The organism is Microbacterium sp. LS_15 (assembly GCF_041954735.1).
GTDB lineage: Bacteria > Actinomycetota > Actinomycetes > Actinomycetales > Microbacteriaceae > Microbacterium.
The window spans coordinates 35,957-59,436 of record NZ_JAVAYD010000014.1 but is presented as its reverse complement, the minus strand read 5'-3'; the positions used below and the strand labels follow the sequence as shown (position 1 = coordinate 59,436).

19 protein-coding genes are annotated in these 23,480 nt (G+C 70.4%); 11 read left to right on the top strand and 8 right to left on the bottom strand.

Annotated features, from left to right (window positions below):
* Nucleotides 1-43 precede the first annotated feature (43 nt).
* Complete coding sequence (locus RAC69_RS14795; protein WP_375087494.1) at nt 44-1,822, top strand: class I mannose-6-phosphate isomerase; 1,779 nt, start codon at nt 44-46, stop codon at nt 1,820-1,822.
* A gap of 86 nt (nt 1,823-1,908) precedes the next feature.
* Nucleotides 1,909-3,123 (top strand): glycoside hydrolase family 76 protein, encoded by a 1,215-nt coding sequence (locus RAC69_RS14790; RefSeq protein ID WP_375087493.1) that lies wholly within the window; start codon nt 1,909-1,911, stop codon nt 3,121-3,123.
* Between the two features lie 124 nt (nt 3,124-3,247).
* Here RAC69_RS14790 and RAC69_RS14785 read toward each other — a convergent pair whose 3' ends face one another.
* On the bottom strand, nt 3,248-4,027 hold the full coding sequence (locus RAC69_RS14785; RefSeq protein ID WP_375087492.1) for an IclR family transcriptional regulator: 780 nt from the start codon (nt 4,025-4,027) through the stop codon (nt 3,248-3,250).
* Between the two features lie 27 nt (nt 4,028-4,054).
* A complete protein-coding gene (locus tag RAC69_RS14780; RefSeq protein WP_375087491.1) occupies nt 4,055-6,358 on the bottom strand; it encodes an FAD-dependent oxidoreductase in 2,304 nt (767 codons plus the stop codon).
* Between the two features lie 131 nt (nt 6,359-6,489).
* Here RAC69_RS14780 and RAC69_RS14775 point away from each other — a divergent pair, with 131 nt between their 5' ends.
* Together RAC69_RS14775 and RAC69_RS14770 are read left to right on the top strand one after the other, a co-directional pair.
* Complete coding sequence (locus RAC69_RS14775) at nt 6,490-7,821, top strand: MFS transporter (RefSeq protein WP_375087490.1); 1,332 nt, start codon at nt 6,490-6,492, stop codon at nt 7,819-7,821.
* A 4-nt stretch (nt 7,822-7,825) separates the two neighbouring features.
* The gene (locus RAC69_RS14770) at nt 7,826-8,821 is read left to right on the top strand and encodes an NAD-dependent epimerase/dehydratase family protein (protein ID WP_375087489.1); all 996 of its coding nucleotides are present in this window, start codon (nt 7,826-7,828) and stop codon (nt 8,819-8,821) included.
* A 91-nt stretch (nt 8,822-8,912) separates the two neighbouring features.
* Here the strand turns inward: RAC69_RS14770 and RAC69_RS14765 are convergent, their stop codons facing one another.
* The 3 genes from RAC69_RS14765 to RAC69_RS14755 all read right to left on the bottom strand — a co-directional run bounded on the left by RAC69_RS14765 (nt 8,913) and on the right by RAC69_RS14755 (nt 11,242).
* Nucleotides 8,913-10,097, bottom strand: coding sequence for a MalY/PatB family protein (locus RAC69_RS14765; RefSeq protein WP_375087488.1), 1,185 nt, complete (start codon nt 10,095-10,097; stop codon nt 8,913-8,915).
* 153 nt (nt 10,098-10,250) lie between these two features.
* Nucleotides 10,251-11,015 (bottom strand): 3-keto-5-aminohexanoate cleavage protein, encoded by a 765-nt coding sequence (locus RAC69_RS14760; protein ID WP_375087487.1) that lies wholly within the window; start codon nt 11,013-11,015, stop codon nt 10,251-10,253.
* On the bottom strand, nt 11,015-11,242 hold the full coding sequence (locus RAC69_RS14755) for a DUF2188 domain-containing protein (protein WP_096713984.1): 228 nt from the start codon (nt 11,240-11,242) through the stop codon (nt 11,015-11,017). Before RAC69_RS14755 ends, RAC69_RS14760 begins: the two co-directional genes overlap by 1 nt.
* A gap of 204 nt (nt 11,243-11,446) precedes the next feature.
* On the opposite strand from RAC69_RS14755, the gene RAC69_RS14750 reads away from it, so the two are divergent.
* On the top strand, nt 11,447-12,847 hold the full coding sequence (locus RAC69_RS14750; protein ID WP_375087486.1) for a serine/threonine-protein kinase: 1,401 nt from the start codon (nt 11,447-11,449) through the stop codon (nt 12,845-12,847).
* A 176-nt stretch (nt 12,848-13,023) separates the two neighbouring features.
* Here RAC69_RS14750 and RAC69_RS14745 read toward each other — a convergent pair whose 3' ends face one another.
* Nucleotides 13,024-13,476, bottom strand: coding sequence for a VOC family protein (locus RAC69_RS14745; protein WP_375087485.1), 453 nt, complete (start codon nt 13,474-13,476; stop codon nt 13,024-13,026).
* A gap of 96 nt (nt 13,477-13,572) precedes the next feature.
* On the opposite strand from RAC69_RS14745, the gene RAC69_RS14740 reads away from it, so the two are divergent.
* From RAC69_RS14740 to RAC69_RS14725, 4 genes are all read left to right on the top strand, one after another.
* Nucleotides 13,573-14,520, top strand: a complete 948-nt coding sequence (locus tag RAC69_RS14740; protein ID WP_375087484.1) for a helix-turn-helix transcriptional regulator — start codon at nt 13,573-13,575, stop codon at nt 14,518-14,520.
* Between the two features lie 87 nt (nt 14,521-14,607).
* A complete protein-coding gene (gene purL, locus RAC69_RS14735) occupies nt 14,608-16,938 on the top strand; it encodes a phosphoribosylformylglycinamidine synthase subunit PurL (protein WP_375087483.1) in 2,331 nt (776 codons plus the stop codon).
* Nucleotides 16,935-17,081 carry a hypothetical protein gene (locus RAC69_RS14730; RefSeq protein WP_341935941.1) on the top strand — a complete coding sequence of 49 codons (147 nt, stop codon included), beginning with the start codon at nt 16,935-16,937 and terminating at the stop codon, nt 17,079-17,081. Before purL ends, RAC69_RS14730 begins: the two co-directional genes overlap by 4 nt.
* A 598-nt stretch (nt 17,082-17,679) precedes the next feature.
* Entirely contained in the window at nt 17,680-18,552 is an 873-nt protein-coding gene (locus RAC69_RS14725) for a hypothetical protein (protein ID WP_375087482.1), read from the top strand.
* Here the strand turns inward: RAC69_RS14725 and RAC69_RS14720 are convergent, their stop codons facing one another.
* Nucleotides 18,553-19,125 carry a TetR/AcrR family transcriptional regulator gene (locus tag RAC69_RS14720; RefSeq protein WP_375087481.1) on the bottom strand — a complete coding sequence of 191 codons (573 nt, stop codon included), beginning with the start codon at nt 19,123-19,125 and terminating at the stop codon, nt 18,553-18,555. It lies immediately after the preceding gene.
* A gap of 69 nt (nt 19,126-19,194) precedes the next feature.
* Between RAC69_RS14720 and RAC69_RS14715 the strand changes: the two genes are divergently transcribed.
* Nucleotides 19,195-21,759, top strand: coding sequence for an MMPL family transporter (locus tag RAC69_RS14715; RefSeq protein WP_375087480.1), 2,565 nt, complete (start codon nt 19,195-19,197; stop codon nt 21,757-21,759).
* Nucleotides 21,760-21,961: 202 nt separating this feature from the next.
* Nucleotides 21,962-22,309: a TraR/DksA family transcriptional regulator gene (locus tag RAC69_RS14710; protein WP_375087479.1), complete on the top strand. Its 348-nt coding sequence runs from the start codon at nt 21,962-21,964 to the stop codon at nt 22,307-22,309.
* A gap of 42 nt (nt 22,310-22,351) precedes the next feature.
* Here RAC69_RS14710 and RAC69_RS14705 read toward each other — a convergent pair whose 3' ends face one another.
* The gene (locus RAC69_RS14705; protein WP_375087478.1) at nt 22,352-23,437 is read right to left on the bottom strand and encodes a tartrate dehydrogenase; all 1,086 of its coding nucleotides are present in this window, start codon (nt 23,435-23,437) and stop codon (nt 22,352-22,354) included.
* Between the last annotated feature and the right edge of the window lie 43 nt (nt 23,438-23,480).

Below are 23,480 nucleotides of genomic sequence, written 5' to 3'. Positions count from 1 at the left end.
TCTCCCGCACCCGCGTCGGCATCCGGAACGAAAGGCTGCAACGATGCCCCACCCCCCTGCTCGCGCGGATGAGCGCAGGTCTCCCTACGACCGCCAGCCGGTGATCGGACTCCCGCCAGGCGAGTCCATCCGGCGCGGCGACGACGTGTGGCGCGCTCTCCGAGATGCCGCGGAACGCGCCGGCGATCGCGCGCTCGTCGCCGTCGACGCCTACCCCGGCACCGACCTCGATGCACTCACCCGCGAGATCCGCGACGGGCTGCCGGGATTCGACATCGTGGACGCCGAGACCGCCGCGCGCTCCGCCGATGAGCTCGCGACCCGGTTCGCTCAGAACCTCACCGACGACCGCGTGTTCGGAGTCATGTCGCACGCGACGATCGACGCCTTCTACGACTCCGCGAAGCGCGACGCTCTGCGCGACCGCGTCGAGAGGCGCACCGCACCGACCGTGCTCGTCGGCTGGGGTGCAGCGACCCTCACCCGCCCCGACGTGACAGTGCTCGTCGAGATGGCACGCTGGGAGATCCAGCTCCGCTACCGCCGCGGCATGCCGAACTGGCGCGCCGAGAACCCCGACGAAGACCCGCTGCGCAAGATCAAGCGAGGATTCTTCCTCGAGTGGCGCGCAGCAGATCGTCACAAGCGACCGCTGTTCGACACCGCCGACTTCGTGCTCGACGCGAATCAGCCGGGCGCCACGACGCTGATCACGGGCGACGCCTTCCGCGGGGCGCTGGCTGCGGCATCCCATCGTCCGTTCCGCGTCGTGCCGTACTTCGACCCCGGGGTCTGGGGCGGTCAGTGGATGAAGCAGGTATGCGGTCTCGACGAATCCGAGCCCAACTACGCCTGGTCGTTCGACGGCGTACCGGAGGAGAACAGCCTGCTGCTGAGCGACGGAGACGGCGTCTTCCAGATCCCGTCCATCGACCTGGTGTTCTCGCACCCGCGGGATCTCCTCGGCGAGCGCACGTTCGCGCGCTTCGGAGCCGAGTTCCCCATCCGCTTCGACCTGCTCGACACGATGGGCGGCGGCAACCTGTCGTTGCAGGTGCACCCGCTCACCGAGTACATCCACGATCGATTCGGCATGGCCTACACACAGGACGAGAGCTACTACCTGCTCGATGCCGATGACGACGCCGTCGTGTACCTCGGCCTGAAGTCGGGAATGGACAGGGAGAAGCTCGGAGCCGATCTCGCCCGCGCGCAGGCGGGGGAGATCTCGTTCCCGGCAGAGGACTACGTCAACACCTACCCGGCGAAGAAGCACGACCACTTCTCGATCCCGGCCGGGACCGTGCACTGCTCCGGCGCGAACTCGATGGTGCTCGAGATCTCGGCGACGCCGTACATCTTCACGTTCAAGATGTGGGACTGGGACCGCGTGGGCCTCGACGGTGTCCCGCGTCCGATCCACCTCGACCACGCCCTCGCCAACATCCAGTGGGAGCGCGACACGGCGTGGACCGACGAGAACCTCATCGACCAGGTCGAACCGGTCGCTGCGGGAGACGGCTGGCGAGAGGAGCGGACGGGCCTGCACGGCCTCGAGTTCATCGAGGTGCGCCGGCACTGGTTCACGGATGCCGTGACGCACGACACCCGCGGCACGGTCAACGTCCTGAACCTCGTCGAGGGCGCGGAGGCCGTCGTGGAATCGCCCACCGGAGCATTCGAACCCTTCGTCGTGCACTACGCCGAGACGTTCATCGTCCCGGCGGCTGTCGGCCCCTACACGATCCGCCCGCACGGCGCCGGGACGGGTGGGGAATGCGCGACGGTGAAGGCCTTCGTGCGCGGCACCGCCGTCTCCTGAGCTCGCCGAGAGGGGTTGACGCCCCCGAGGTCATCGGTCAGGGTGGTTGAGTTGATAACGATATCAACCTGAAGACAGGATAAACGATGAAGTCAACCTCTCCCCTCCGTAAGCGGGCGCTGCACAGAGGCGTCATCGCCGTGGCGACCACCGCGGTACTGGTCGCCACGGCGGCCGCACCCGCACAGGCTGCTGCGCCGTCGGATGCCGACGCGTGGTCCGAGCGGGCGGTCGTCAGCTACGACGCGATGCAGGACAACCTCTACCTCGGCGCCGCCGGCCACCAGCTCTACCGGCTCAACACCGGCGACGAGGTGAACCCGTACTCCTATCTCTGGGAGTACCGGGAGGCGAGTCAGGCGACAGCCGACCTGCAGGGCGTCCCCGGCATCGGGCCCGCCTACGCCAACGTGACACGGCAGCGCATCGCCAACTTCGAGCTGTACTACAACGTCCGCGAGGGCGGGCGCGCGGGGTACGAGTCCTACCTCCCCGCACCGCTCGGCACCGGGGGCGACGTCTTCTACGACGACAACTCCATCATCGGACTCACCGACGTGCGCCAGTACCGCAAGACCGGCGACGGGGCCTACCTCGAGAAGGCCGAGCACGCCTTCTCGATCGTGGTGCGCGGCTGGAACACCGACGCCGCGCTCGCGTGCCCGGGCGGGATGGACTGGATCGATCGCCCCGACAATGCCGACCGCGGCGCGAACATCACCGGGCTCGCCGCCCAGCTCGCCGCACACCTGTACGAGCAGACCGGCGAGGCGGACTATCTCACGTGGAGCAAGAAGCTCTATGCCTGGAACAACAAGTGCCTGAAGACCTCGGCGGGCCTCTACGCCAACAGCATCAACGATGCCGGCGAGGTCAACCCCACGCTGTGGACCTACAACTCGGGCTCGATGATCGCGACCGCGACGATCCTCTATCGGGCGACCGGCGAGACGAAGTACCTGACCCAGGCCAAGGCCGCGGCGCGTGGATCGCTCGAGTACTGGACTGCCGAGAACAGGCTGCAGCAGCAGCCGGCGATCTTCAACGCGTTCTACTTCCGCGACCTGTTCCTGCTCGACTCGGTCAGCCACGACCCCGCTTACCGCGCCGCCGCAGAACAGTACGCCCAGCTGATGTGGGACACGAACCGCGACCCGGCGACCGGACTGTTCCACTTCCAGCCGTCGGGCGGCGGCGACTACGACCCGACCCGACCCGCAGCGACACTCGACCAGTCCGGCATGATCCAGATCTTCGCGATCCTCGCCTGGGACCGCGGCGACCTCGGGAACGTCAGCTAAGCGCGCCCAGGGTGGGCACCGGGGCGAGGCGTTGCGCGGCGGAACCGCGTTTCGTCTCGCTCCGCTCGTTCGACGACCCCGGCGGGCGACATCGCTCGCTCGACGACCCGGGTGGTCGCGCCGCTCAGCGCGCGGTCGGCGGCACCGCCGAGATGAGGCCGAGGGCCACGCTGATCCGGTCGGCGGATTCCACGACGTCCTCCTGCAGCCGATCGAGTCCGTAGTCGCGCATCATCGTGAGGCGGCCGGACAGCGAGATCGCGCCGACAGCCTGTCCGGTCGCGTCGCGGATGGGCGCGGCGACGCACAGCCGCCCCAGTGCCAGCTCCTGGTCCTCGGTCGCGTACCCGTCGCGGCTGACCCTGTCGAGCTCGGCGTCGAGCGCGTCATGATCGCCGATCGTGTTCACCGTGTACTTCGGCAGATCATCGCCGAGCAGGTCGCGACGCTCCTGCGCGGTGAGGCCGAGCAACAGGCACTTGCCCAGCGCGGAGGCATGCAGGGGCTGCCCGAGTCCGACCATGGTGTGCGACTTGCGCGCGAGCTCTCCCTCGGCGTGCGAGAGATACACGGCCCTGTCGCCGACGCGCACGGCGACGTTCGCGCTGAACCCCGTGCGCTGGGCGAGCTCCTGCACGGGGGTGCGGCTCTCGCGGTGGATCGGGTACTGGTTGAGTCCGCGGCTCGCGAGCGACATGACCTCGGCGCCGATCGCGTAGCCGTTGTCGACCTTCGACACGTAGCCGAGCTCTTCGAGGGTCGTCAGCATGCGGGCGATCGTCGACGCGCCGAGACCGGTCGCACGCGAGATGTCGGAGGCGCGGGGAGGCCCGCCGGTCGCACTCGCGATCGCCTCGAGCACCGCCGCCGCCCGACCGACTCCCTGCTGCACCTCTGCCGCCATGCCCCCAGTCTCCCCTACGACCGCGCCTCACCAGGGCAGTGCGACATCGCGCCCGCTCGGCTCGCCGTACACGCGCACGCTGCTCAGCGTCACGTACGCGTAGCCGTTCGTACGGCTCACGCGCACCCGCACGGCCTCGATCTCGTGCCGCGCGAAGTCGTGGATGCGGTGCCGGTGCCTGTTGTCGGTCACCGCGGCGACCGTGAGCCACGCGCCGTCGACCTGCACCTGCACCTCGTAGTCGGCGACGAGCTCGGGGATCACGGTGAACGCGGTGCGGTGGTGGTGCAGGTTGATGAGGTCCTCGTCCACGTCGTCGTTCCACACGAGACGGACGGATGCCGCGGCGACCGGCTCCGGCCAGCGCAGCTCGATCCACTCCGGCGCGGCGGCGAGCGCCTCGGCATCCACCCGCTCCGACGACCACATGCGCGGCCCACCGTAGGGCCGGTTGCTGCCGTCGACGACCTTGTCCGCCGACCACGCGCGGGTCTCGCCGAGCGCGCGGAGCGAGACGCTGCGGCGGCGCAGCATGCGGGCGTTCCAGTCGGTGACGAGCTGGTGGTCGGCGTCGGGGATGTGGTCGTCGAACGCGGCGTCGTCGGCGCGCTTCGCGCCCATCGCCAGCACGCCGTAGGGTCGCTCGTCCGTGAGCACGAGGGAGACGTGCGGGTCGGCGCGCACGACGACGACCGCGTTGGCCGGCGTCTGCGGGTTCCAGGCGAGAGGGGCGGTGACGGAGTCCGCACCCGCGGCGACCGGAACCTCGACCTGGGCGATCTGCTCGACGGGCACGGCGTTCTGCGGCTTGCCCGTGGTCCAGAGTTCGATGCGGAGCGTGGTGTCGGACCCGACGACGACGTCGAGCTCGACGCCCTCGATCCGCGGGTCGACCGGGATCATCACGGCGATGTCGCGATCGAGCGGCAGCGTGTCGGCCGTGCGGTGCGCGCGGGTCGACACCTCGGCGAGCGCGCTCGACGCCGTGACCGTCGCCGCCGACGCGAGGTCGTCGGCGTCGGTCGCGGAGACGCCGAACACCGGCGCATCCTCGCGGAGGAGCGCCGCCTGCAGCGCACCCCGGTGCGACCCGGCGAGGTCGCGGGGTGTGAGCCCGTCGCGGGCGAGCAGTGCGGCGGCCGTGCCGACGGCCTGCCCCTGCGTGGCGCAGGTGGCCATGACGCGGGTGGAGCCGAACGCGATGTGCGACGCCGAGATGTTGCGGCCGGCGAAGAGGAGGTTGGAGACGTCGCGCGAGTAGAGGCTGCGGAACGGGATCTGGTAGATGCCGTCGCTGTACCGCTGCAGCGCCCCCGCCTTCTCGGCGTACACGCCCTCGACGGGGTGGAGGTCGATCGACCAGCCGCCGAACGCGACGGCGTCGTCGAACGACGTCTGCTCCAGCACGTCGTGCTGCGTCATCGTGTAGTCGCCGATGAACCGCCGGTACTCGCGCTTGCCGGGGATCGCTCCGACCCACTCCAGGGTGAGCCGGTCGGCGTCGAACTCGCCGGAGTTCTTGATGTAGTCCCAGATGCCGTAGACGATCGACCACAGCTCGTCGCGGATCTGCTCGTTCGATGAGACGGTGTCGAGGTGCCCTCCCCACTCGATCCACCAGTAGTCGCAGCCGTTGTCGCCGGTGCGGATGATGCGGTTGCGCACGATGGGCGTCTCGCGGATGTCCTTGGCGATCAGCGGGGGCACGAAGCGCTCGGGCCTGCCGGCATCCTTCGTGTAGAAGAAGAGGGAGCTGCCGAGCAGCTCGCTGTCTGCGTGGTCGGGTGCCCAGGGCTCGTCGAACTCGGCCTTCGACTCGCGGCCCACGCGGTAGCCGGCACCGGCGAGGTGGCCGATCAACCCGTCGCCAGAGCAGTCGAGGAAGACGGGGGCCTCGAACACCGTCTCGATCTCGCTGCCCATGGTCCAGCCGACCACGGCGGCGATGCGCGGCGCCTCGTCGGGCGACGTCTCGTGCATCCGCACCTCGCGGACGTCGGTGTTGAGGTGCAGCGAGATGTTCGGCTCCGACCGCACGGCGTCGAGCAGCACCTGGTCCCAGTAGTAGGGGTTGCCCTCGGGGTTGCGGTACTGGTTCTCGAGCACGAGCTCGCCGACGATCCCCGTCTCGCGGGCGAATCGCTGCGTGCCGTGGGCCGTGGCGCCGACGACCCACACCCGCACCTCGCTCGAGGAGTTGCCTCCGAGCACCGGCCGGTTCTGGATGAGCGCGACGCGCGAACCCATCCGCGCTGCGGCGATGGCCGCGCACGTCCCGGCGAGCCCCCCGCCGACGACCACCACGTCCACCTGGCTCTCCGCCTTGATCATCGGACCTCCTCGTCGCTGTCCAGACTACCTGGATTACCGTTCAGAGGTTGCAGATTACCACTCAGCGGTAGTAGCTTCTCATCAGACGCTACGATTGTGGTGTCCCCACCACCTCTACTCAAGGACGCGTAATGGGTATCACTGACACCGCCGACGGCGTCGGCACCGCGGTTCTCACCGACGACGAGCGCCGCCGGCGCATGCGCAAGGTCATCACGGCCGCCGGCGTCGGCCACTTCGTCGAATGGTTCGACTTCGGCCTCTACGGCACCCTCGCCACGGTCATCGCGCTGCACTTCTTCCAGACCGGTGACCCGCAGGCGGCGCTGCTGTCGTCATTCGGGGTCTTCGCCGCCGGATTCATCATGCGGCCCATCGGCGGCCTGTTCTTCGGCTCCATGGGCGACCGCATCGGCCGCCGCACCACGCTCGGCCTCGTGATCATGGTCACCTCCGGGGCGACGTTCGTCATGGGCATCCTGCCCACCTACGACGCGATCGGTCTCGTCGCGCCCCTCCTGCTCGTGATCGTGCGTCTCGTGCAGGGTTTCGCCGCCGGTGGCGAGAGCAGCGGCGCGACCACCCTGCTCGCCGAGTACGCACCGAGCAACCGCCGCGGCTTCGTGTCGAGCTTCGTCGACGTCTTCGGCTTCGCGGCCTTCGTCGCGGGATCCGGTCTCGTGCTCCTCTTCACCGCCACTCTCGGCTCCGACGCCCTGAACGGCTGGGGCTGGCGGGCCATGTTCGCCCTCGCACTGCCGCTCGGCGCGGCCGGGCTCTACCTGCGCCTCAAGCTCGAGGACACCCCGGAGTTCCAGAAGATCAAGGAGAAGGGCGAGGTCACCGCCAAGCCGCTGCGCACCTCGATCTCGCGCTGGTGGAAGGCCCTGCTCTTCTGCGTCGGCTTCGTCGTGCTCAAGGCCGTCGGCCACTGGATCCTGCAGACCTTCATGCCCTCGTACCTGCAGACCGACCTCAAGTTCGACCAGCAGACGGCCTACGCCGTGACGACCATCGGCCTCGCGGCCATCATGATCCTCGTGCCGCTGTTCGGCCTGCTCAGCGACCGCATCGGCCGCAAGCCCGTCATGATCATCGGCGCGTCCGGCTTCATCGTCCTCACCTACCCCACGCTCATGCTCATGGGTTCGGGGGCGTTCTTCGCCGCCGTGGTCGCGATGATCATTCTCGGCGTCTTCATGGCCGCGTACGACGGGGCGATGAGCGCCGCGATGGCCGAGCTGTTCCCCACGAACATCCGCTACGGCTCGATGGCGATCGCGTACAACATCTCGGTCGCCGCGTTCGGCGGCATCACGCCGTGGTTCTCGCAGAGCCTCATCTCGTGGACGGGCAACACCTACGCCCCCGCGTTCTACGTGATGGGCGCCGCGGTCATCACGCTCGTCGTCGTGATCGGGGCCCGCGAGACCGCGAAGAGCCCGCTGATCGAGAAGGGCTGAGCGCATGCGCATCGTCGTCACCGGAGCCTCCGGACGCGTCGGATCGACCGTGGCCGCGCAGCTCGTCTCGCGCGGCCACGAGGTGATCGGCCTCGACCGGGTCGCCCCGGTCGAGCCGATCCCCGGCGTGGAGCACATCGTGACCGACCTCACGGCGCTCGCACCCCGCGATCCACGACTGACGGATGCCGAGGCCGTGGCGCACCTCGGAGCCTTCATGTCGTGGAACGACGCCGACGCCGAGGCCGTCTACGAGGCCAACGTCACCGGAACGGTCGCGCTCGTGCGTGCGCTGACCGGGTCGTCGGTGCGGCGCTTCGTGCTCGCGAGCACCGGCGAGGTGTACCCCGAGAACGCGCCGCAGTACCAGCCCGTCGACGAGCAGCATCCGCGTCTCCCCCGCACCTGGTACGGACTCAGCAAGGTGCTGGCGGAGGAGACGGTCGCGTTCGCCGGCCGCACCCTGGACTGGGACACGGTGGTGCTGCGGTTCTCGCACACGCAGCATCCTGCCGAGCTGCTCGACCCGACGTCGTTCTTCTCCGGTCCGCGCTTCTTCGCGAAGGCGCGGTTCGCGAAAGAGGATGCCGCGGGCAACGCATTCGTCGCCGACCAGCTCCGCGGGTTCGCCGACGACGACGCCGACACCGTGATCGTCGCTCGGCGGGCGGACGGCAGCCCGACCACCATGGGGATCATGGCCGCGCCCGACCTCGCGCGCGGGGTGGTGCTGGCGCTCGAAGGCGACACCTCCGGCCACGAGGTCATCGGGCTCGGCCCCGACTCCTCGACCGACCTCGGCTCGTTCGCCACCCGTCTGGCAGAGGCCGCCGGGTTGCCGACGACGCCGCTGACTCTGCCCGACACGGCGCCGTCGTACACGACCAGCAACGGCAGGGCCAGGGAGCTGCTCGGGTTCCGGCCCGAGTACGACGAGGCGCGCATGATCGACGCCGCCGTGCAGGCGCGACGCGAGCGGGCGGACGCGTCCCGGCGGTAGGCCTTCTGCGGAGGGGACCACGTGTCGTCTCACTCCGCTCGCTCAACGACCCGACAGTCGCTCCGCTCGCTCCGCGAGCCGGCGCGGCGGGTCAGCGCGGTGCGCGGACGGCATCCCCCATCGCGGCGAGCGCCTCGGCGAGGATCGACCGCGGCGTCGCGAACACCACGCGCACGAAGCGCTCGTACCCGTGACCAAGCAGCGCGCCGTCGGTGAGCACGACGCCGGCCTGTTCGCGGAAGAACCGGGCCGGCGAGCCCGGGATGCCGAGCGCGCCCGTGTCGATCCAGCCGATGTAGGTGGCCTCGGGCTCGCGGTAGACCGCGCCGGGCAGATGCTCGGCGACGAGCTCGCCGAGCGTGCGCCGCGAGTCGGAGAGGTAGGCGAGCACTCCGTCGAGCCACGGCCGCCCCGCCCGGTACGCCGCGGTCGACGCCACGACTCCGAGCGTCGACGCCCCGTGCTGCACGGAGAACCCGAACCGGCGGTACTGCTCCTGGTCGATGTCGTTCGAGAGCACGAGCTGGGCGGCCTTGAGTCCGGGGATGTTCCACGCCTTCGACGCGCTCGTGCCGGTCACGGTGTGCGCGGCCGTCGCCTCAGACAGCGACGCGTACGGGGTGAACGGGCGCGCGTCGAAGCGGAGCGGCGCGTGGATCTCGTCGGCGAACACCCGGCCGCCGTGCCGCTCGACGATCTCGGCGATCGCCTCGAGCTCGGCACGGTCGACGACGGTGCCGGTCGGGTTGTGCGGGTTGCACAGCACGAGCGTGCGCGCGCCGGCGGCGAAGGCCTCGTCGATGCGGTCGAGGTCGTGGTGCCAGCGCCCGTCGACCTCGACGCCCGGCACCTCGATCACGGAGTGCCCGATCGACGGCAGGTAGGTGAGGAACGGCATATACGCGGGAGTCGGCACGATCACCGGCGACCCGGCGGGCGCGTACTCCTCCACGGCGACGCGGAGCGCGGCCATGACGTCGGACACCGGATGCACGCGCTCGGGGTCGACGGTCCAGCCGTACTCGGTGCGCATCCAGTCGGCGGTGGCCGACCCGAGGTCGGCGGCGAGCGGCGGCGACAGGTATCCGAGGGTCTCCTCGTCGATCGCCTGGTGCAGCGCCGCGGCGATCTCGGGGGCGATGCCGAAGTCCATCTCCGCGACCCAGGCGCCGATGCTGCCCGGATGCAGACTCCACTTGCGGCTCTCAGGACGGTCGAGGTCGAACCGGGTCCTGGTGTCGAAGGGATGCGGGGCGCTGCGCCCGGAGTCGGTCATGTCGTTCGGCTCTCAGCCCACCGGCCGACATCGCCGGGCGGCGCTCGCGATGCGGATGACGGACACGGGGACTCCTTCGACGGGAGCCTCCAGCCTACGGACGCACTCGATCGGCATGCACATCATGTGTCGACACGTGACGGCATCCTCGCGTCAGCTCGCCGACACGACGCCCATCGCCGCACGCACGAGGGCGGCGTTGTCGAAGGCGGGGCGACCGTCGGGGAGGACGAGCGTGTCCTCGAGTCCGATGCGGGTGTCGAGTCCGAGCTCGACGGCGAGCGCGAGCGCCGGCCAGGCCGACCTCTCCTCGCCGTGCAGCAGGATCGGGACTTCGGCGTCCTCCGCGCGCACGTGCGCGATGAGCCCTTCCGCGTGCGAGCGCACGACGTCGGCGGCCTCGTCGGGCAGCTCGATCAGCGCGCGCAGACATTCCCCGCGAACGGGAGAGTCGCGCCAGGCCTCGAATCCGGCGCCGTCCCAGATGTCGGCCTCGACGCCGACGCCTCGACGCCGCAGAGCCACGGCGACCTCGTCGGCTCCGGCCTCGTGCCAGTTCACCGAGGCGTGGTCGGGCAGCTCGGTCCACGCCTCGATCGCCGCGAGGCGGCGTTCGACGTCGGGCTCGGTCCACGCGCCGGTGGTCACACCGATCGGGACGCCCGGGCACGCCGCGCGCAACGCGCGCACCCATTCCGCGACATGGTCGGGAGCCACGGAGTCGTGGCCGGCGCCATCCTTCGGGTGCACGTGGACGTCACGCGCGCCGGCCGCGACGGCCCGCGCCGCATCCGCGGCGGCGAGCGTCGCGTCAGCCGTCAGACGCGGGTGCTGGGCGAGCTCGCGTGCGCCGTTGAGGCACGCCTGCACCAGCATCCGTCGCGCGTCGACGGACCCCGTGTCGCCCGGCGCGGCCATCAGTTCATGAGCTCCCTCGGGTGGAACTGGTGCAGCCCGCCGGTGTCGGACGGCCCCTCCTCGGTGCGGATGTTGTGCGCGACCTGCCGTGCCGTCGCTGCTCCTCGGCCGACCCGCACGGCCTCCTCCTGGGTCTCGAAGCTGTTCCCCAGGGTGCGTGACTCTCCCTCGATCCGGTTGAACCAGATGCCGTCGCGCTGGAACGTCTCGATGTCTCCTGCAGCCATGGGGGATGTCCTCTCCGTCCCCTCTTTTCTACGCGAGGGCTCGGACACGGCAGGAGGGGCTTGACAGGATCGGCGCTCCTCGGCGATGGGACGGATGTGGTCGCATACAGACATCCCGCGCCGCGTCAAGGGCGGTGACGGCCTTTTCTCCACGCCGTACGGTCATGTCATGCCCGACCCGAACACCGCTGCGCGGAGCGCCCGATGAGCCTCGAGGTGATGTCGCCCACCGAGGCGCTGCTCGACGGCCGCTACGTGCTCAAGGAGCGGGTCGGTCGCGGCGGCATGGCGACCGTCTACCGGGCCGAGGACACGCACCTCGAGCGCATCGTGGCGATCAAGATGATCCACGAGGACGACGGCGCTGCCTCGTCCGCCGAGCGGGCCCACAACGAGAAGGCGCTGCTCGCCGCGGTCGACCACCGCGCCCTGGTGACGCTCTACGACGCGCAGCTGATCCCCGGTCGGCCGCGCTACCTCGTGATGGAGTTCGTCGAGGGACCCACCCTCGCCCGCCGCATGAGCACCGGGCCGATGCGTCCGCGCCAGGTCGCCCGCGTCGCACGCGACGTCGCCGAAGCACTGTCGATCGTGCACGGAGCGGGAATCGTGCACCGCGACGTCAAACCGTCGAACGTCCTGCTCGCCCGCGATCCGGGCGGCGGTCCCTGGACCGCGAAGCTCGCCGACTTCGGCATCGCCTGCACGGTCGGCAGCCCCCGCCTGACCTCGCCCGGCATCGTGCTCGGCACCCTCACCTACATGGCGCCGGAGCAGTTGCGCGACGCCGAACCAGGCACGGCGGTCGACGTGTTCTCGCTGGGCCTCATGCTCATCGAAGCCCTCACCGGCGAGCCCGCCTACCCCGCCATGAGCACCGGACGCGGAGCGGCCGTCGCCCGGCTCATGAACTCGCCCACGATCCCGGACAGCGTGCCCGAGGAGTGGCGCGGACTGCTCGAGCAGATGACACGCCTCGAACCGTCCGAACGCCCCACCGCGCGCGAGGTCGCCCGCGCGGCGCGCGCGCTCATGCGCGGCGAGACTCCGACCGCCATCGCGCCGGCGGGTGCCGCCGAGACCGCCTCGGGCGCGGATGCCGCGGGGTCGGATGCCGCGGCATCCCCGGATGCCGCCGGTGCAGGCGCCGCCGCCGCTCCTGCGGACCCCGGTGCCGGCGCCTCCGCCGAACCGTCGACCGACCGCACCGCGGTGCTCGACGCGGCACCGGCCGCGCGCCGCCGCCGCAACCCGCGTGCCGTCGCCGGCATCGCCGCAGCCGCCGCGGTCGTCGTCGCGGGCGCGCTCGCCACCGGATTCGTCGCCGGAAACCCTCCGGCCGCAGAGAGCGGTCGGCTTGCGGCATCCTTCGCGGAGCGCACCGTCATCGCACCGGAGGACTCCGGGCAGGCCCCCGTCGAGGTGGTCGTGAGCGAGCCGACCGACCAGGACCCGATCCTCAACCAGCCGGCGGTCGATCAGCCGGCTCAGAACGAGAACAAGGGCCCGGGCAACAACAACGGCAACGAGAACAAGGGCCCGGGCAACAACAACGGCGGCAAGGGCGACAAGGGCGACAGAGGCGATAAGGGCGACGACCGCTGAGCCGTCGGCGCTCCCGTCATGGCGGCTCCGTGCCGCGGACCACTCGTCGCCGCGTCCCGCATCCCTTCTGGCCCGCCCGCCTGGAACCTGACCCACCCGCGCTGCCGCTCGCGTGGCACCTCCTGCGGGGATCCGCGCGGAATTCCCACAGGAGGTGCCACGCGAGGGCGAGGGGATCAGGCCGCGCGCACGTCGAGCACCCACGTCACGCCGAACCGGTCGGTCAGCATCCCGAATCCGGCCGACCAGGCCGACGCGGCGAGCGGCTCGACGATGTCGGCGCCGTCTGCGAGTGCGTCCCAGTAGCCCCGCAGCTCGTCGAGCGATCCGGCCTGCAGCGACTGGAAGAACGTCCGGTCGGTGAGCGTGACGCCGTTCTCGCGACGGGTGGTCCCGGCGACGGAATCGGCGTCGTCGGCGCCCGGCACGTCGTAGGCCAGCAGGCGGAAGCCCTCGGCGTTCACGACCTGCCCGAACACGAGGCGATCGGACCCGGGCGCCTCGGCCGGCATGCCGAAGTCGGCGTAGGTCGCGATCGAGACGTCGGCGGCGAACACCGTGCCGTAGAACTCCAGCGCCTGACGGGCGGTGCCACGGAAGTTGAGGTGGGTGGTGGTGGTGACGGTCATGAGGTTCTCCTGTCGATGAGGCGGCGGATGCCGCGAGAAACACGATCACAGCAGTAGAGGTCAGATCCGGTCCGCTTCTCGCACGACAATGGAGGCATGTCCAGTTCCTCGTCGCGGATGCTGTCGCTGCTGTCCCTCCTGCAGGCGCGGCGCGACTGGCCGGGCCCCGTGCTCGCCGAGCGCCTCGACGTCAGCGCGCGCACCGTCCGCCGTGACGTCGACCGACTGCGCGAGCTCGGCTATCGCATCACCGCGATCAAGGGACCAGACGGCGGCTACCGACTGGATGCCGGATCGGAGCTGCCCCCGCTCCTCTTCGACGACGCGCAGGCGGTCGCGATCGCGGTCGCCCTGCAGGGCATGCCCGCGAGCGGCATCGACGTCGACGACGCAGCGGCGCGCGCCCTCGCGACCGTGCGCCAGGTGATGCCGTCGCGACTGCGGCACCGGATCGACGGCATCCGGTTCTCGGGTGTCGAGAACGAGACGCGCGTGGATCCGGGTGTGCTCGAGGCGGCGAGCGCCGCCGCGCGCGATCGGCTCGTGCTGCGCTTCGACTACGGTCCGGCCGACCGTCCGCCCCGCCGCACCGAGCCGCACGCGGTCGTGGCCAGAGAGGGGCGGTGGTATCTGCTCGCCTGGGACCTCGACGCCGACGACTGGCGCACCTTCCGACTCGACCGGATGACCCCGCGCATCCCGACCGGCCCCTCCTTCACCCCGCGCCCGCTGCCGGCCGCGGATGCGCAGACCTACCTCGCGGCCCGGGCCAAGGGGTCGGATGCCGAGGACCGCTGGCCCTGCGTCGGCGAGGTCGTGTTCGAGCTCCCGGAGCACGAGGTCGCTCCCTGGATCGGTTCCGACGGCTCGGTCACCCCCGTCGACGATCGGTCGTGCCGCGTCACGGTCGGGTCGTGGTCGTGGGTCGGAGTGCTCGCCGCCGTGACCCGCTTCGACGCTCCGTTCACGGTCGCGGGTCCCGCGCCTCTGGCCGAGGCGGCGCGCACCCTCTCGGCGCGCTTCGCCGCGGCATCCTCTCGCTGATCCCGCCCGCCCCGACGCACGGGCGAGAGCACGATCCGCCCCCGGTAGACTGAAATCGCCCCGCCGGCCCCTTCCCTAGGAGTGCGCGTGACCACCGCCCCTGCACCTGCCCACAAGCACGTCCCCGACTCCGTCGAGAACGCGATCGCGACTCCCGAGAAGGAGCAGCCCTACGCGGCGCTGGGCCTCAAGGACGACGAGTACGCCCGCATCAAGGAGATCCTGGGCCGCCGCCCGACCTCCGGCGAGCTGGCGATGTACTCGGTCATGTGGTCGGAGCACTGCTCATACAAGTCGTCGAAGAACTACCTGCGCCGCTTCGGCCAGAAGGTGTCCGACGAGATGAAGGAACGCCTCATGGTCGGTATGGGGCAGAACGCCGGCGTCATCGACGTGGGCGAGGGCTGGGCCGTCACCTTCAAGGCCGAGTCGCACAACCACCCCTCGTTCATCGAGCCGTTCCAGGGGGCGGCGACCGGCGTCGGCGGCATCGTCCGCGACATCATCTCGATGGGCGCCCGCCCCGTCGCGGTCATGGACGCCCTCCGCTTCGGCGCGATCGACCACCCCGACACCGCCCGCGTCGTGCACGGCGTGACGAGCGGCATCAGCTTCTACGGCAACTGCCTCGGCCTGCCGAACATCGGCGGCGAGACGGTCTTCGACTCCGTCTACCAGGCCAACCCGCTCGTCAACGCGCTCGCGGTGGGGGTCCTCCGTCACGAGGACCTCAAGCTCGCGAACGCCACCGGCGTCGGCAACAAGGTCGTGCTCTTCGGCGCGCGCACCGGTGGCGACGGCATCGGGGGCGCCAGCATCCTCGCATCCGACACCTTCGCCGACGGCGGGCCGACCAAGCGCCCCGCGGTGCAGGTCGGCGACCCGTTCGCCGAGAAGGTGCTCATCGAGTGCTGCCTCGAGCTGTACCGCGGTGAGCTCGTCGAGGCCATCCAGGACCTCGGCGCGGCCGGGATCTCCTGCGCGACCTCCGAGCTCGCGGCCAACGGCAACAGCGGCATGAAGGTGTCGCTCGACAACGTGCTGCTGCGCGACCCCTCGCTCACGGCCGAGGAGATCCTCATGTCGGAGTCGCAGGAGCGCATGATGGCGATCGTCGCGCCCGAGAAGCTCGACGCGTTCCTCGAGGTCGTCGGCAAGTGGGAGGTCGAGACCTCCGTGCTCGGGGAGGTCACCGGCGACGGACGCCTCGTCATCGACTGGCAGGGTGAGCGCATCGTCGACGTCGACCCCTCGACCGTCGCGGTCGACGGCCCCGTCTACGACCGCCCGGTCGCCTACCCGACGTGGATCGACGCACTCCAGGCGGATGCCGCGGAGAACCTCCCTCGCTCGAACGACCCGGCCGAGCTGCGCGAGCAGTTCCTCGCGCTCGTCGCGAGCCCGAACCTCGCCGACACCCGCTGGATCACCAACCAGTACGACTATTACGTCCTCGGCAACACCGCCCTCGCGTTCCCCGACGACGCCGGCATGATCCGGGTCGACGAGGAGTCGGGTCTCGGCTTCGCGATCTCGACCGACGCCAACGGCCGCTACTGCCAGCTCGACCCGTACGCGGGCGCGCAGCTCGCGCTCGCCGAGGCGTACCGCAACGTCGCCGTCACCGGTGCCGTGCCGACCGCGATCACCGACTGCCTGAACTTCGGCTCCCCCGAGAACCCCGAGGTCATGTGGCAGTTCGGCCAGACCGTCGACGGCCTCGCCGACGGATGCTACGAGCTCGGCACCCCGGTGACCGGCGGCAACGTCTCGTTCTACAACCAGACGGGCGACGTGCCGATCCACCCGACGCCGCTCGTCGGCGTGCTCGGCATCATCGACGACGTGTCCCGCCGCATCCCGTCCGGCTGGCAGGACGAGGGCCAGAACATCTACCTGCTCGGCACGACCTCGACGGAGCTCTCGGGTTCGGCGTGGGCCGAGACCGTGCACCAGCACCTCGGCGGGCTGCCCCCGAAGGTCGACCTCGCGGGCGAGAAGCGCCTGGCAGGTCTGCTGTCGGCGGCGCGCGACGAGTGGCTGATCTCGTCGGCGCACGACGTGTCGGAGGGTGGCCTCGCGCAGGCGCTCGCCGAGGGCGTCTCGCGCTTCGGCGTCGGCGCGCGCGTCTGGCTCAACGAGATCATCGAGCGCGACGGAGTGGATGCCGCATCCGCGCTGTTCTCGGAGTCGACCGGCCGTGTGATCGTGACCGTGCCGCGCGAGGACGACGTGAAGTTCCGCGGGCTGTGCGAGGGCCGTGGCTACCCGGTCGCCCGCATCGGCGTGACCGACAGCGAACCGCAGCTCGAGGTGCAGGACGTGTTCACGATCCCCGTCACCGAGATCCGCGAGCGCTCTCAGGCCACCCTTCCCGCGGCCTTCGGCCCGACGGTCGCGGAGCCGGTCGGCGCATGAGCGAGATCAGCCGCCCCGACGACGACTACGGCGACCTCGGCGAACGCCGCAACCGCCGCATCCGCGTGGTCGCGTGGGTGGTGATCGTGGCGCTGCTGCTCGGCGGCGGCGGCGCGACCGTGATCACGCTGATCCTGGGCTGACGCGAAGACGCCCTCCCGCGCGAACGGGCGGCGACAAGGACGCGAGTGAGGGGTGGTCGCGCACACGACCACCCCTTTCCGGCCGTCGGGGGAGGTCCCGTGGCCGGATGGGCTCGGCCCCAGTCGAGCCCCTCGCCGTCGTCGTCCTCCGGGAGACGACGCGACGCTGGTCATCGACGATCGAATCCGATGACCAGCGAGGAGGGTTCCCGCGCTCACCCGGCGCGGGTACCCCGTCTCGGTCTGCCGCGTTCAGTCGGCGGAGCGCAGCGGGTCGGGGCTGTCGATGATGCGAGCGTTGTGTCGCTCACACCCGCCGCCACGAGGTCGATCGCCGCTGTCGTGCGCGATGAACCCTTGAACATTCGTCCCCCTCACATCGGGCGGCGCATCACGCCGCCGCTGTGTGCCCGACTGCGAGCACCGACCTGCAGTCGATAGTGCTCCCCGTCGAGCAGAATGCCAATCTTCAGCACCGCGCCCCGCACCGCCGCCGGGGCATCGGCGACGCCGTGACCACGCGTTCCCGTCCGAGCGGGACGAATCTTGGACTCCGTTCACATAATCTCCCGCCGGTCGTGAACGTCGCTTCAGTACCGTGCCGATCACGGACGACGAGAAGGGGATCGGTCGCATGGAGTTCGCGCGGACCCTGCGGGAGGCGGTGCAGCGTCGTGGGTTGTCCCTGCATACCCTCCGTGCACGCCTGCGCGACCGCGGCCATGACGTGAGCGTGGCGACCCTCTCGATGTGGCAGTCAGGGGTGCGGCATCCAGGCCGGGCCACCTCCTTCGACGTCCTTCGTGAACTCGAGGGGCTGATCGGCCTCGCCGACGGAGACCTCACAGCGACACTGGGACCCCCGCGACGCGTCCGCGCAGCCGAGCGCCGGACTTTCGCCGCACTCGCGCACCTGCCCCGTACGCCGTTCACCGAGGAGATGGAGCCGGAGCTCTGGGAGCGGTCCGGCTCCATCGGGGCCTACCTCGCCGCCGACGGCCGCATCGCCCGCACCGTGCATCGCACCCTCTGGCAGGCGTGCCGCGACGACGCGAGGCGGGCGACCGTCTTCTTCGGCGCCGACGATCGATCCGACCCACCCGAGGTCTCGGGCATCCTCGGTTGCTCGCTGGTCGACGTGGAGTTCGACCGCGAGCTCGCTCTCGTTCGCAGCACGCTGCGCCTGGACACACCCCTCGGGCAGGGGAGTCTCGCCCTGACCGAGCGGCAATCCGTGCGGCCCGTCGGCTACCCGCAGGAGCGCGAGCTGGTCCTGGTCGCTCCGCGCCGTCAGGCGGAGCTCACGATCTATGCCGTCTTCGACCCCGCCCTGATGCCCACCGAATGCCGGGTGACGGTCGACTCCGAGAAGGGTGAACGCTCTCACCGTCTGCCTCTCAACGGGAACTGCGTCGCGCACGCCGAGTTCGGATTCGGGCCAGGCGTCATCACTCTCGACTGGGTCTTCTGACTACCTCGAGAAGAGGAAGCGGGTGAGCTGCACCACCGAGGCGGTGTCGTGTGCCTCTCGGGCGAGTGCCTCCACGACGATCGCACCGAGGATCGCGCGCCCGATCTGCTCGACCGGAGCGTCGGCGGCGAGCTGCCCGTCGCGGATGCCGCCGCGCAGCCGCTCCGCGAGGTACTTCTCCACGCCGAGGCTCTCGCCCAGGTGGGCGCCGACACCGGCATCCTCCGTCGCTGCCGCGACCAGCGATCGCAGCAGCGCACCGCCCTCAGGGGCGTCGAGGATCGACAGCACGCTCCGCAGCCACGTCTCGACGTCGGCCGCGAGCTCACCGGTGTCCGGCACGACGAAGTCGACGGGGATCAACCGCCCCTCGGCGAGGCATTCGCCGATGAGCGCACCGCGCGAGGGCCACCAGCGGTAGATCGTCTGCTTGCCGACGCCGGCTTCCTTCGCGATGCCTTCGATCGTGAGCCGGTCGTAGCCCCTGTTGTGGAACAGCCGGGCGGTCGCGTCGAGGATCGCCTCGCGGGCAGCCGTGCTGCGCACGGGCCCGCTCCGATGCTCGTTCACCACGTGTTCAGGATAACCACAGAACGCTAGACGATACGCACCGTATGATCTAAGCGACTGAAGGAGATCGCGTTGGCTTCACTGCTGTTCCGTCTGGGTTCGTTCGCCGCACGCCGCGCCTGGGCGGTGGTGATCTCCTGGCTCGTGATCCTCGGCATCGGGGTGGGCGCGTTCCTCGGTCTGGGTGGCACGCTCAGCAACAGCTTCGACATCCCCGGCACCGCCTCCGGCGCGGTGACCGACCAGCTCGCCGAGAAGCTCCCGGACACCGCGGGAGGCACCGGCACGGTCGTCTATCGCACGTCCGACGGCTCCGCCTTCACCGACGAGCAGAAGAAGGCGATCTCCGAGCTCGCGGCGAGCGCGGAGGACCTCGACGGGGTCGCCTCGGTCATCGATCCGTTCGATGCCCAGCAGCAGCAGGCCGATCAGGCCGCACAGCTCAAGGACGGCGAGAAGCAGATCACCGACGGTCGCGCGCAGCTCGACGCCGCGCAGACGCAGCTCGACGAAGGCCGAGCCCAGCTCGACGCCGGCCTGCAACAGCTCACCGCCGCCCGCGCTCAGGCCGAGGCAGCCGGCGCCCCGTCCGCACAACTCGCCGCTCTCGACGCACAGCTCGCCGGACTCAACGCCCAGCTCGCCGAGGTCGAGGCTCAGGCGAAGACGCTCGACGAATCGCGCACCACGCTCGAGGCCAACGAGAAGCAGGTCGCGCTCGGCGCGACCCTCCTCGACCTCGCCGACGGGATCGGCGTCGTGTCGGAGGACGGCTCGACCGCGATCGTCAACGTCTCGTTCGAAGACCCCCGACTCGAACTCTCCGAGGAGATCAAGCAGGGCACGATCGAGCACTTCGAGTCGTCCCCGATCGACGGAGTCGAGGTCGACTTCGGCACCGACATCGCCCAGGGCGTCCCCGAGATCTTCGGCATCGGCGAGGCGGTCGGCCTCGCGATCGCAGCCATCGTGCTCATCGTCATGCTCGGGTCGCTGCTCGCGGCATCCTTCCCGATCATCACGGCGATCATCGGCGTGGGCGTCGGCGTCACGGCGTCCCTCGCCTTCTCCGGCGTCGTCGACATGGCGTCGGTGACCCCGGTGCTCGGGGTCATGCTCGGACTCGCGGTCGGCATCGACTACTCGCTGTTCATCGTCAACCGGCACCGCAAGCAGCTGCTCGCAGGGTCGCCGGTGCAGGAGTCGATCGGCCTCGCGACCGGCACCTCCGGCACGGCTGTCGTGTTCGCCGGCTCGACCGTCATCGTCGCGCTGCTCGCGCTCAACGTCACCGGCGTGCCGTTCCTCGGCCTCATGGGAACCGTCGGCGCCGTCTGCGTGGCGGTCGCCGTGCTCGTCGCCATCACGCTCACCCCCGCGCTGCTCGGCCTCGCCGGCATGCGCCTGCTCGGGCGCAAAGCCCGCGCCACGATCGGTCAGCCGCATGCCGCGGGCAAGCCGGTGACGCGCATGTCGACGCTGCGCGCCATCGTCACAGTGCTCGTCAGCGTGATCGCGCTGCTCGTGGTCGCGATCCCCTCGATGTCGATGCGCCTCGGGCTGCCCGACGGATCGAGCGAACCCGCCGACTCCACGAGCTACCGCGCGTTCCAGGCCGTCGACGAGCAGTTCGGCGAGGGCGCGAACGGACCGCTGCTCGTCACGGCGACCCTCGACGAGGCGGTCAGCGACGACGATCTGCTCGCCACCCAGGTCGAGGTCGCGCAGAAGATCGCCGACCAGGACGACGTGACGGCGGTCGCGCCCGTCGCGGCATCCGACGACAACACCCTGCTCGCGTTCCAGGTGCTGCCCGCCGAAGGCCCCAACAGCAGCTCCACCGAGAAGCTGGTGCAGGACATCCGCGCCCTGCCCGCGAGCGACGGCATCACGCTCGGCGTCGCAGGACAGGCGGCGATCAACATCGACATCTCCGAGGCGCTGGCCGGCGTGCTGCCGATCTACCTCGTGGTCGTCGTCGGACTCTCGCTGCTCATCATGATCGTCGTGTTCCGGTCGCTGCTCGTGCCGCTCATCGCCACCGGCGGATTCGTGCTGTCGCTGTTCGCGACGTACGGCCTCATCGTCGCGGTGTTCCAGTTCGGCTGGGGGGCCGAACTCATCGGGCTGCACAGTACGGGGCCGATCCTCAGCTTCCTGCCGGTGATCCTCGTGGGCATCCTGTTCGGGCTCGCGATGGACTACCAGCTGTTCCTCGCCTCCGGCATGCGGGAGGCGTACGTGCACGGGGCCAGCGCCCGGGACGCCGTCGCCCAGGGCTTCCGCGCCGGCCGCTCGGTCGTCATCGCCGCCGCGCTCATCATGGTCTCGGTGTTCGGCGGATTCATCTTCTCGGAGTCGACCATCATCCGCTCGATCGGATTCGGCCTCGCGTTCGGCGTGCTGCTCGACGCCTTCGTCGTGCGGATGCTGCTCATGCCCGCGCTCATGCACCTGCTCGGGCGATCGGCATGGTGGCTGCCGCGGTGGCTCGACCGCATCGTGCCCAACGTCGACATGGAGGGCGCCGCGCTCGAGCGCGACCACCCCTCGGTGCACACCGACACGGTGTCCGTCGCGGAGCCCGAGGCAGAAGCGGCTCCCGGGACTCGGCGCGCGCGGCGCGAACGGCGCTGACGCCCCGCGCGGTTGCGAAGGAGATCTCCCGCGACGAAGGAGCCCACCCCGGATCGCTCCTTCGGAACGGGAGATCTCCTTCGCTGCGTGCGGGCGGGGCGAGGGTCGGCGCGGCCGGAGTAGTCGGGCGGGAAGGATGCCGCGGCGGCATCCGTGTCGGTGCGGCGGCGTCCGTGTCGGTGCGGCGGCGTAGGGTGTGCGGATGACCGATACCCGTGATGCACTCGACCGGCTGCGCGCCGACGCGCTCGCTCGGGTGGCAACGACGCGGGCGACGCTCGACCAGCTCACGCACGACCGCGAGGGGTCGAACGACGACGACGAGCACGATCCGGAAGGCGTCACACTGTCGTCGGAGTGGTCGAGGCTGACCGGACTCGCCGAGGCCGCGGCATCCGAGCTCCGTCAGGTCGACGAAGCGCTCGAACGACTGGATGCCGGGACGTACGGCATCTGCGCGAACTGCGGCCGCCCCATACCCGCCGGACGGCTAGAGGTGCGCCCCTTCGCCACGCACTGCGTCGCCTGCGCCGAGAAGCTCGGCGGCTGAAGGGTTCTGCAGAGGTGGCCGCGTGTCGTCTCGTTCGGCCGCTCAACGACCGGAAGCGACGGCGTCGGCGATCGCCCGGCCGAGGTCGACCGTCGTGGCGGTGCCGCCGAGGTCGGGGGTGAAGGGCGCAGCATCCGCTCCGCGAGCGAGGACCTCCTCGATGCCGGCGAGCACGGCGGCGCCGGCATCCGCGTGGCCGAGGTGTTCGAGCATCATGGCACCGCACCAGATCTGACCGATCGGGTTGGCGATGCCGCGTCCGGCGATGTCGGGCGCGGATCCGTGCACGGGCTCGAACAGGCTCGGGAACACCCCCTCGGGGTTGATGTTCGCGCTCGGTGCGATGCCGATCGTGCCGGTGCAGGCGGGGCCGAGGTCGGACAGGATGTCGCCGAACAGGTTGCTCGCCACGACCACGTCGAACCAGTCGGGGTGCAGCACGAAGTTCGCGGTGAGGATGTCGATGTGGAACTGGTCGCGGGTCACGTCGGGGTAGTCGGCGCCGACCGCGGCGACCCGCTCGTCCCAGTACGGCATCGAGATCGAGATGCCGTTGCTCTTGGTCGCCGACGTGAGGTGCCCGCTCCGGCGCGCGGCGAGGTCATAGGCGTAGCGCAGCACCCGGTCGACGCCGGTGCGGGTCATGACCGTTTCCTGCAGCACGAATTCCCGCTCGGTGCCCTCGAACATGCGGCCGCCGATCGACGAGTACTCGCCCTCGGTGTTCTCGCGCACCACGTAGAAGTCGATGTCGCCGGGCTCGCGACCGGCGAGCGGCGAGACGACGCCGGGCATGAGCCGGCACGGCCGCAGATTGACGTACTGGTCGAACGCTCGACGGAACTGGATGAGGCTCCCCCACAGGCTCACGTGGTCGGGCACGACCTCGGGCCAGCCGACGGCTCCGAAGTAGATGGCGTCGAATCCGCGGAGCGTCTCGAACCAGTCCTCGGGCAGCATCGCGCCGTGCTGCTGCCAGTACCCGGCGCTCGCGAAGTCGAACTCCTCGAACTCCAGGGCGATGTCGAAGCGGGATGCCGCGGCCCGCAGAACGCGCAGCCCCTCGGGCATCACCTCGGTGCCGATGCCGTCGCCGGCGATCACGGCGATGCGGTGCGTGGTGGTCATGGGTGTCCTTCCGGGAGGGTGGCGGCTTTCGAATCGCTTGACG

Excerpts from the sequence above, each read along its gene's own strand:
- RAC69_RS14795 (WP_375087494.1), top strand. The coding sequence starts at position 44 with ATGCCCCACCCCCCTGCTCGCGCGGATGAGCGCAGGTCTCCCTACGAC.
- RAC69_RS14790 (WP_375087493.1), top strand. The coding sequence starts at position 1,909 with ATGAAGTCAACCTCTCCCCTCCGTAAGCGGGCGCTGCACAGAGGCGTC.
- RAC69_RS14785 (WP_375087492.1), bottom strand. The coding sequence starts at position 4,027 with ATGGCGGCAGAGGTGCAGCAGGGAGTCGGTCGGGCGGCGGCGGTGCTC.
- RAC69_RS14780 (WP_375087491.1), bottom strand. The coding sequence starts at position 6,358 with ATGATCAAGGCGGAGAGCCAGGTGGACGTGGTGGTCGTCGGCGGGGGG.
- RAC69_RS14775 (WP_375087490.1), top strand. The coding sequence starts at position 6,490 with ATGGGTATCACTGACACCGCCGACGGCGTCGGCACCGCGGTTCTCACC.
- RAC69_RS14770 (WP_375087489.1), top strand. The coding sequence starts at position 7,826 with ATGCGCATCGTCGTCACCGGAGCCTCCGGACGCGTCGGATCGACCGTG.
- RAC69_RS14765 (WP_375087488.1), bottom strand. The coding sequence starts at position 10,097 with ATGACCGACTCCGGGCGCAGCGCCCCGCATCCCTTCGACACCAGGACC.
- RAC69_RS14760 (WP_375087487.1), bottom strand. The coding sequence starts at position 11,015 with ATGGCCGCGCCGGGCGACACGGGGTCCGTCGACGCGCGACGGATGCTG.
- RAC69_RS14755 (WP_096713984.1), bottom strand. The coding sequence starts at position 11,242 with ATGGCTGCAGGAGACATCGAGACGTTCCAGCGCGACGGCATCTGGTTC.
- RAC69_RS14750 (WP_375087486.1), top strand. The coding sequence starts at position 11,447 with ATGAGCCTCGAGGTGATGTCGCCCACCGAGGCGCTGCTCGACGGCCGC.
- RAC69_RS14745 (WP_375087485.1), bottom strand. The coding sequence starts at position 13,476 with ATGACCGTCACCACCACCACCCACCTCAACTTCCGTGGCACCGCCCGT.
- RAC69_RS14740 (WP_375087484.1), top strand. The coding sequence starts at position 13,573 with ATGTCCAGTTCCTCGTCGCGGATGCTGTCGCTGCTGTCCCTCCTGCAG.
- RAC69_RS14730 (WP_341935941.1), top strand. The coding sequence starts at position 16,935 with ATGAGCGAGATCAGCCGCCCCGACGACGACTACGGCGACCTCGGCGAA.
- RAC69_RS14710 (WP_375087479.1), top strand. The coding sequence starts at position 21,962 with ATGACCGATACCCGTGATGCACTCGACCGGCTGCGCGCCGACGCGCTC.
- RAC69_RS14705 (WP_375087478.1), bottom strand. The coding sequence starts at position 23,437 with ATGACCACCACGCACCGCATCGCCGTGATCGCCGGCGACGGCATCGGC.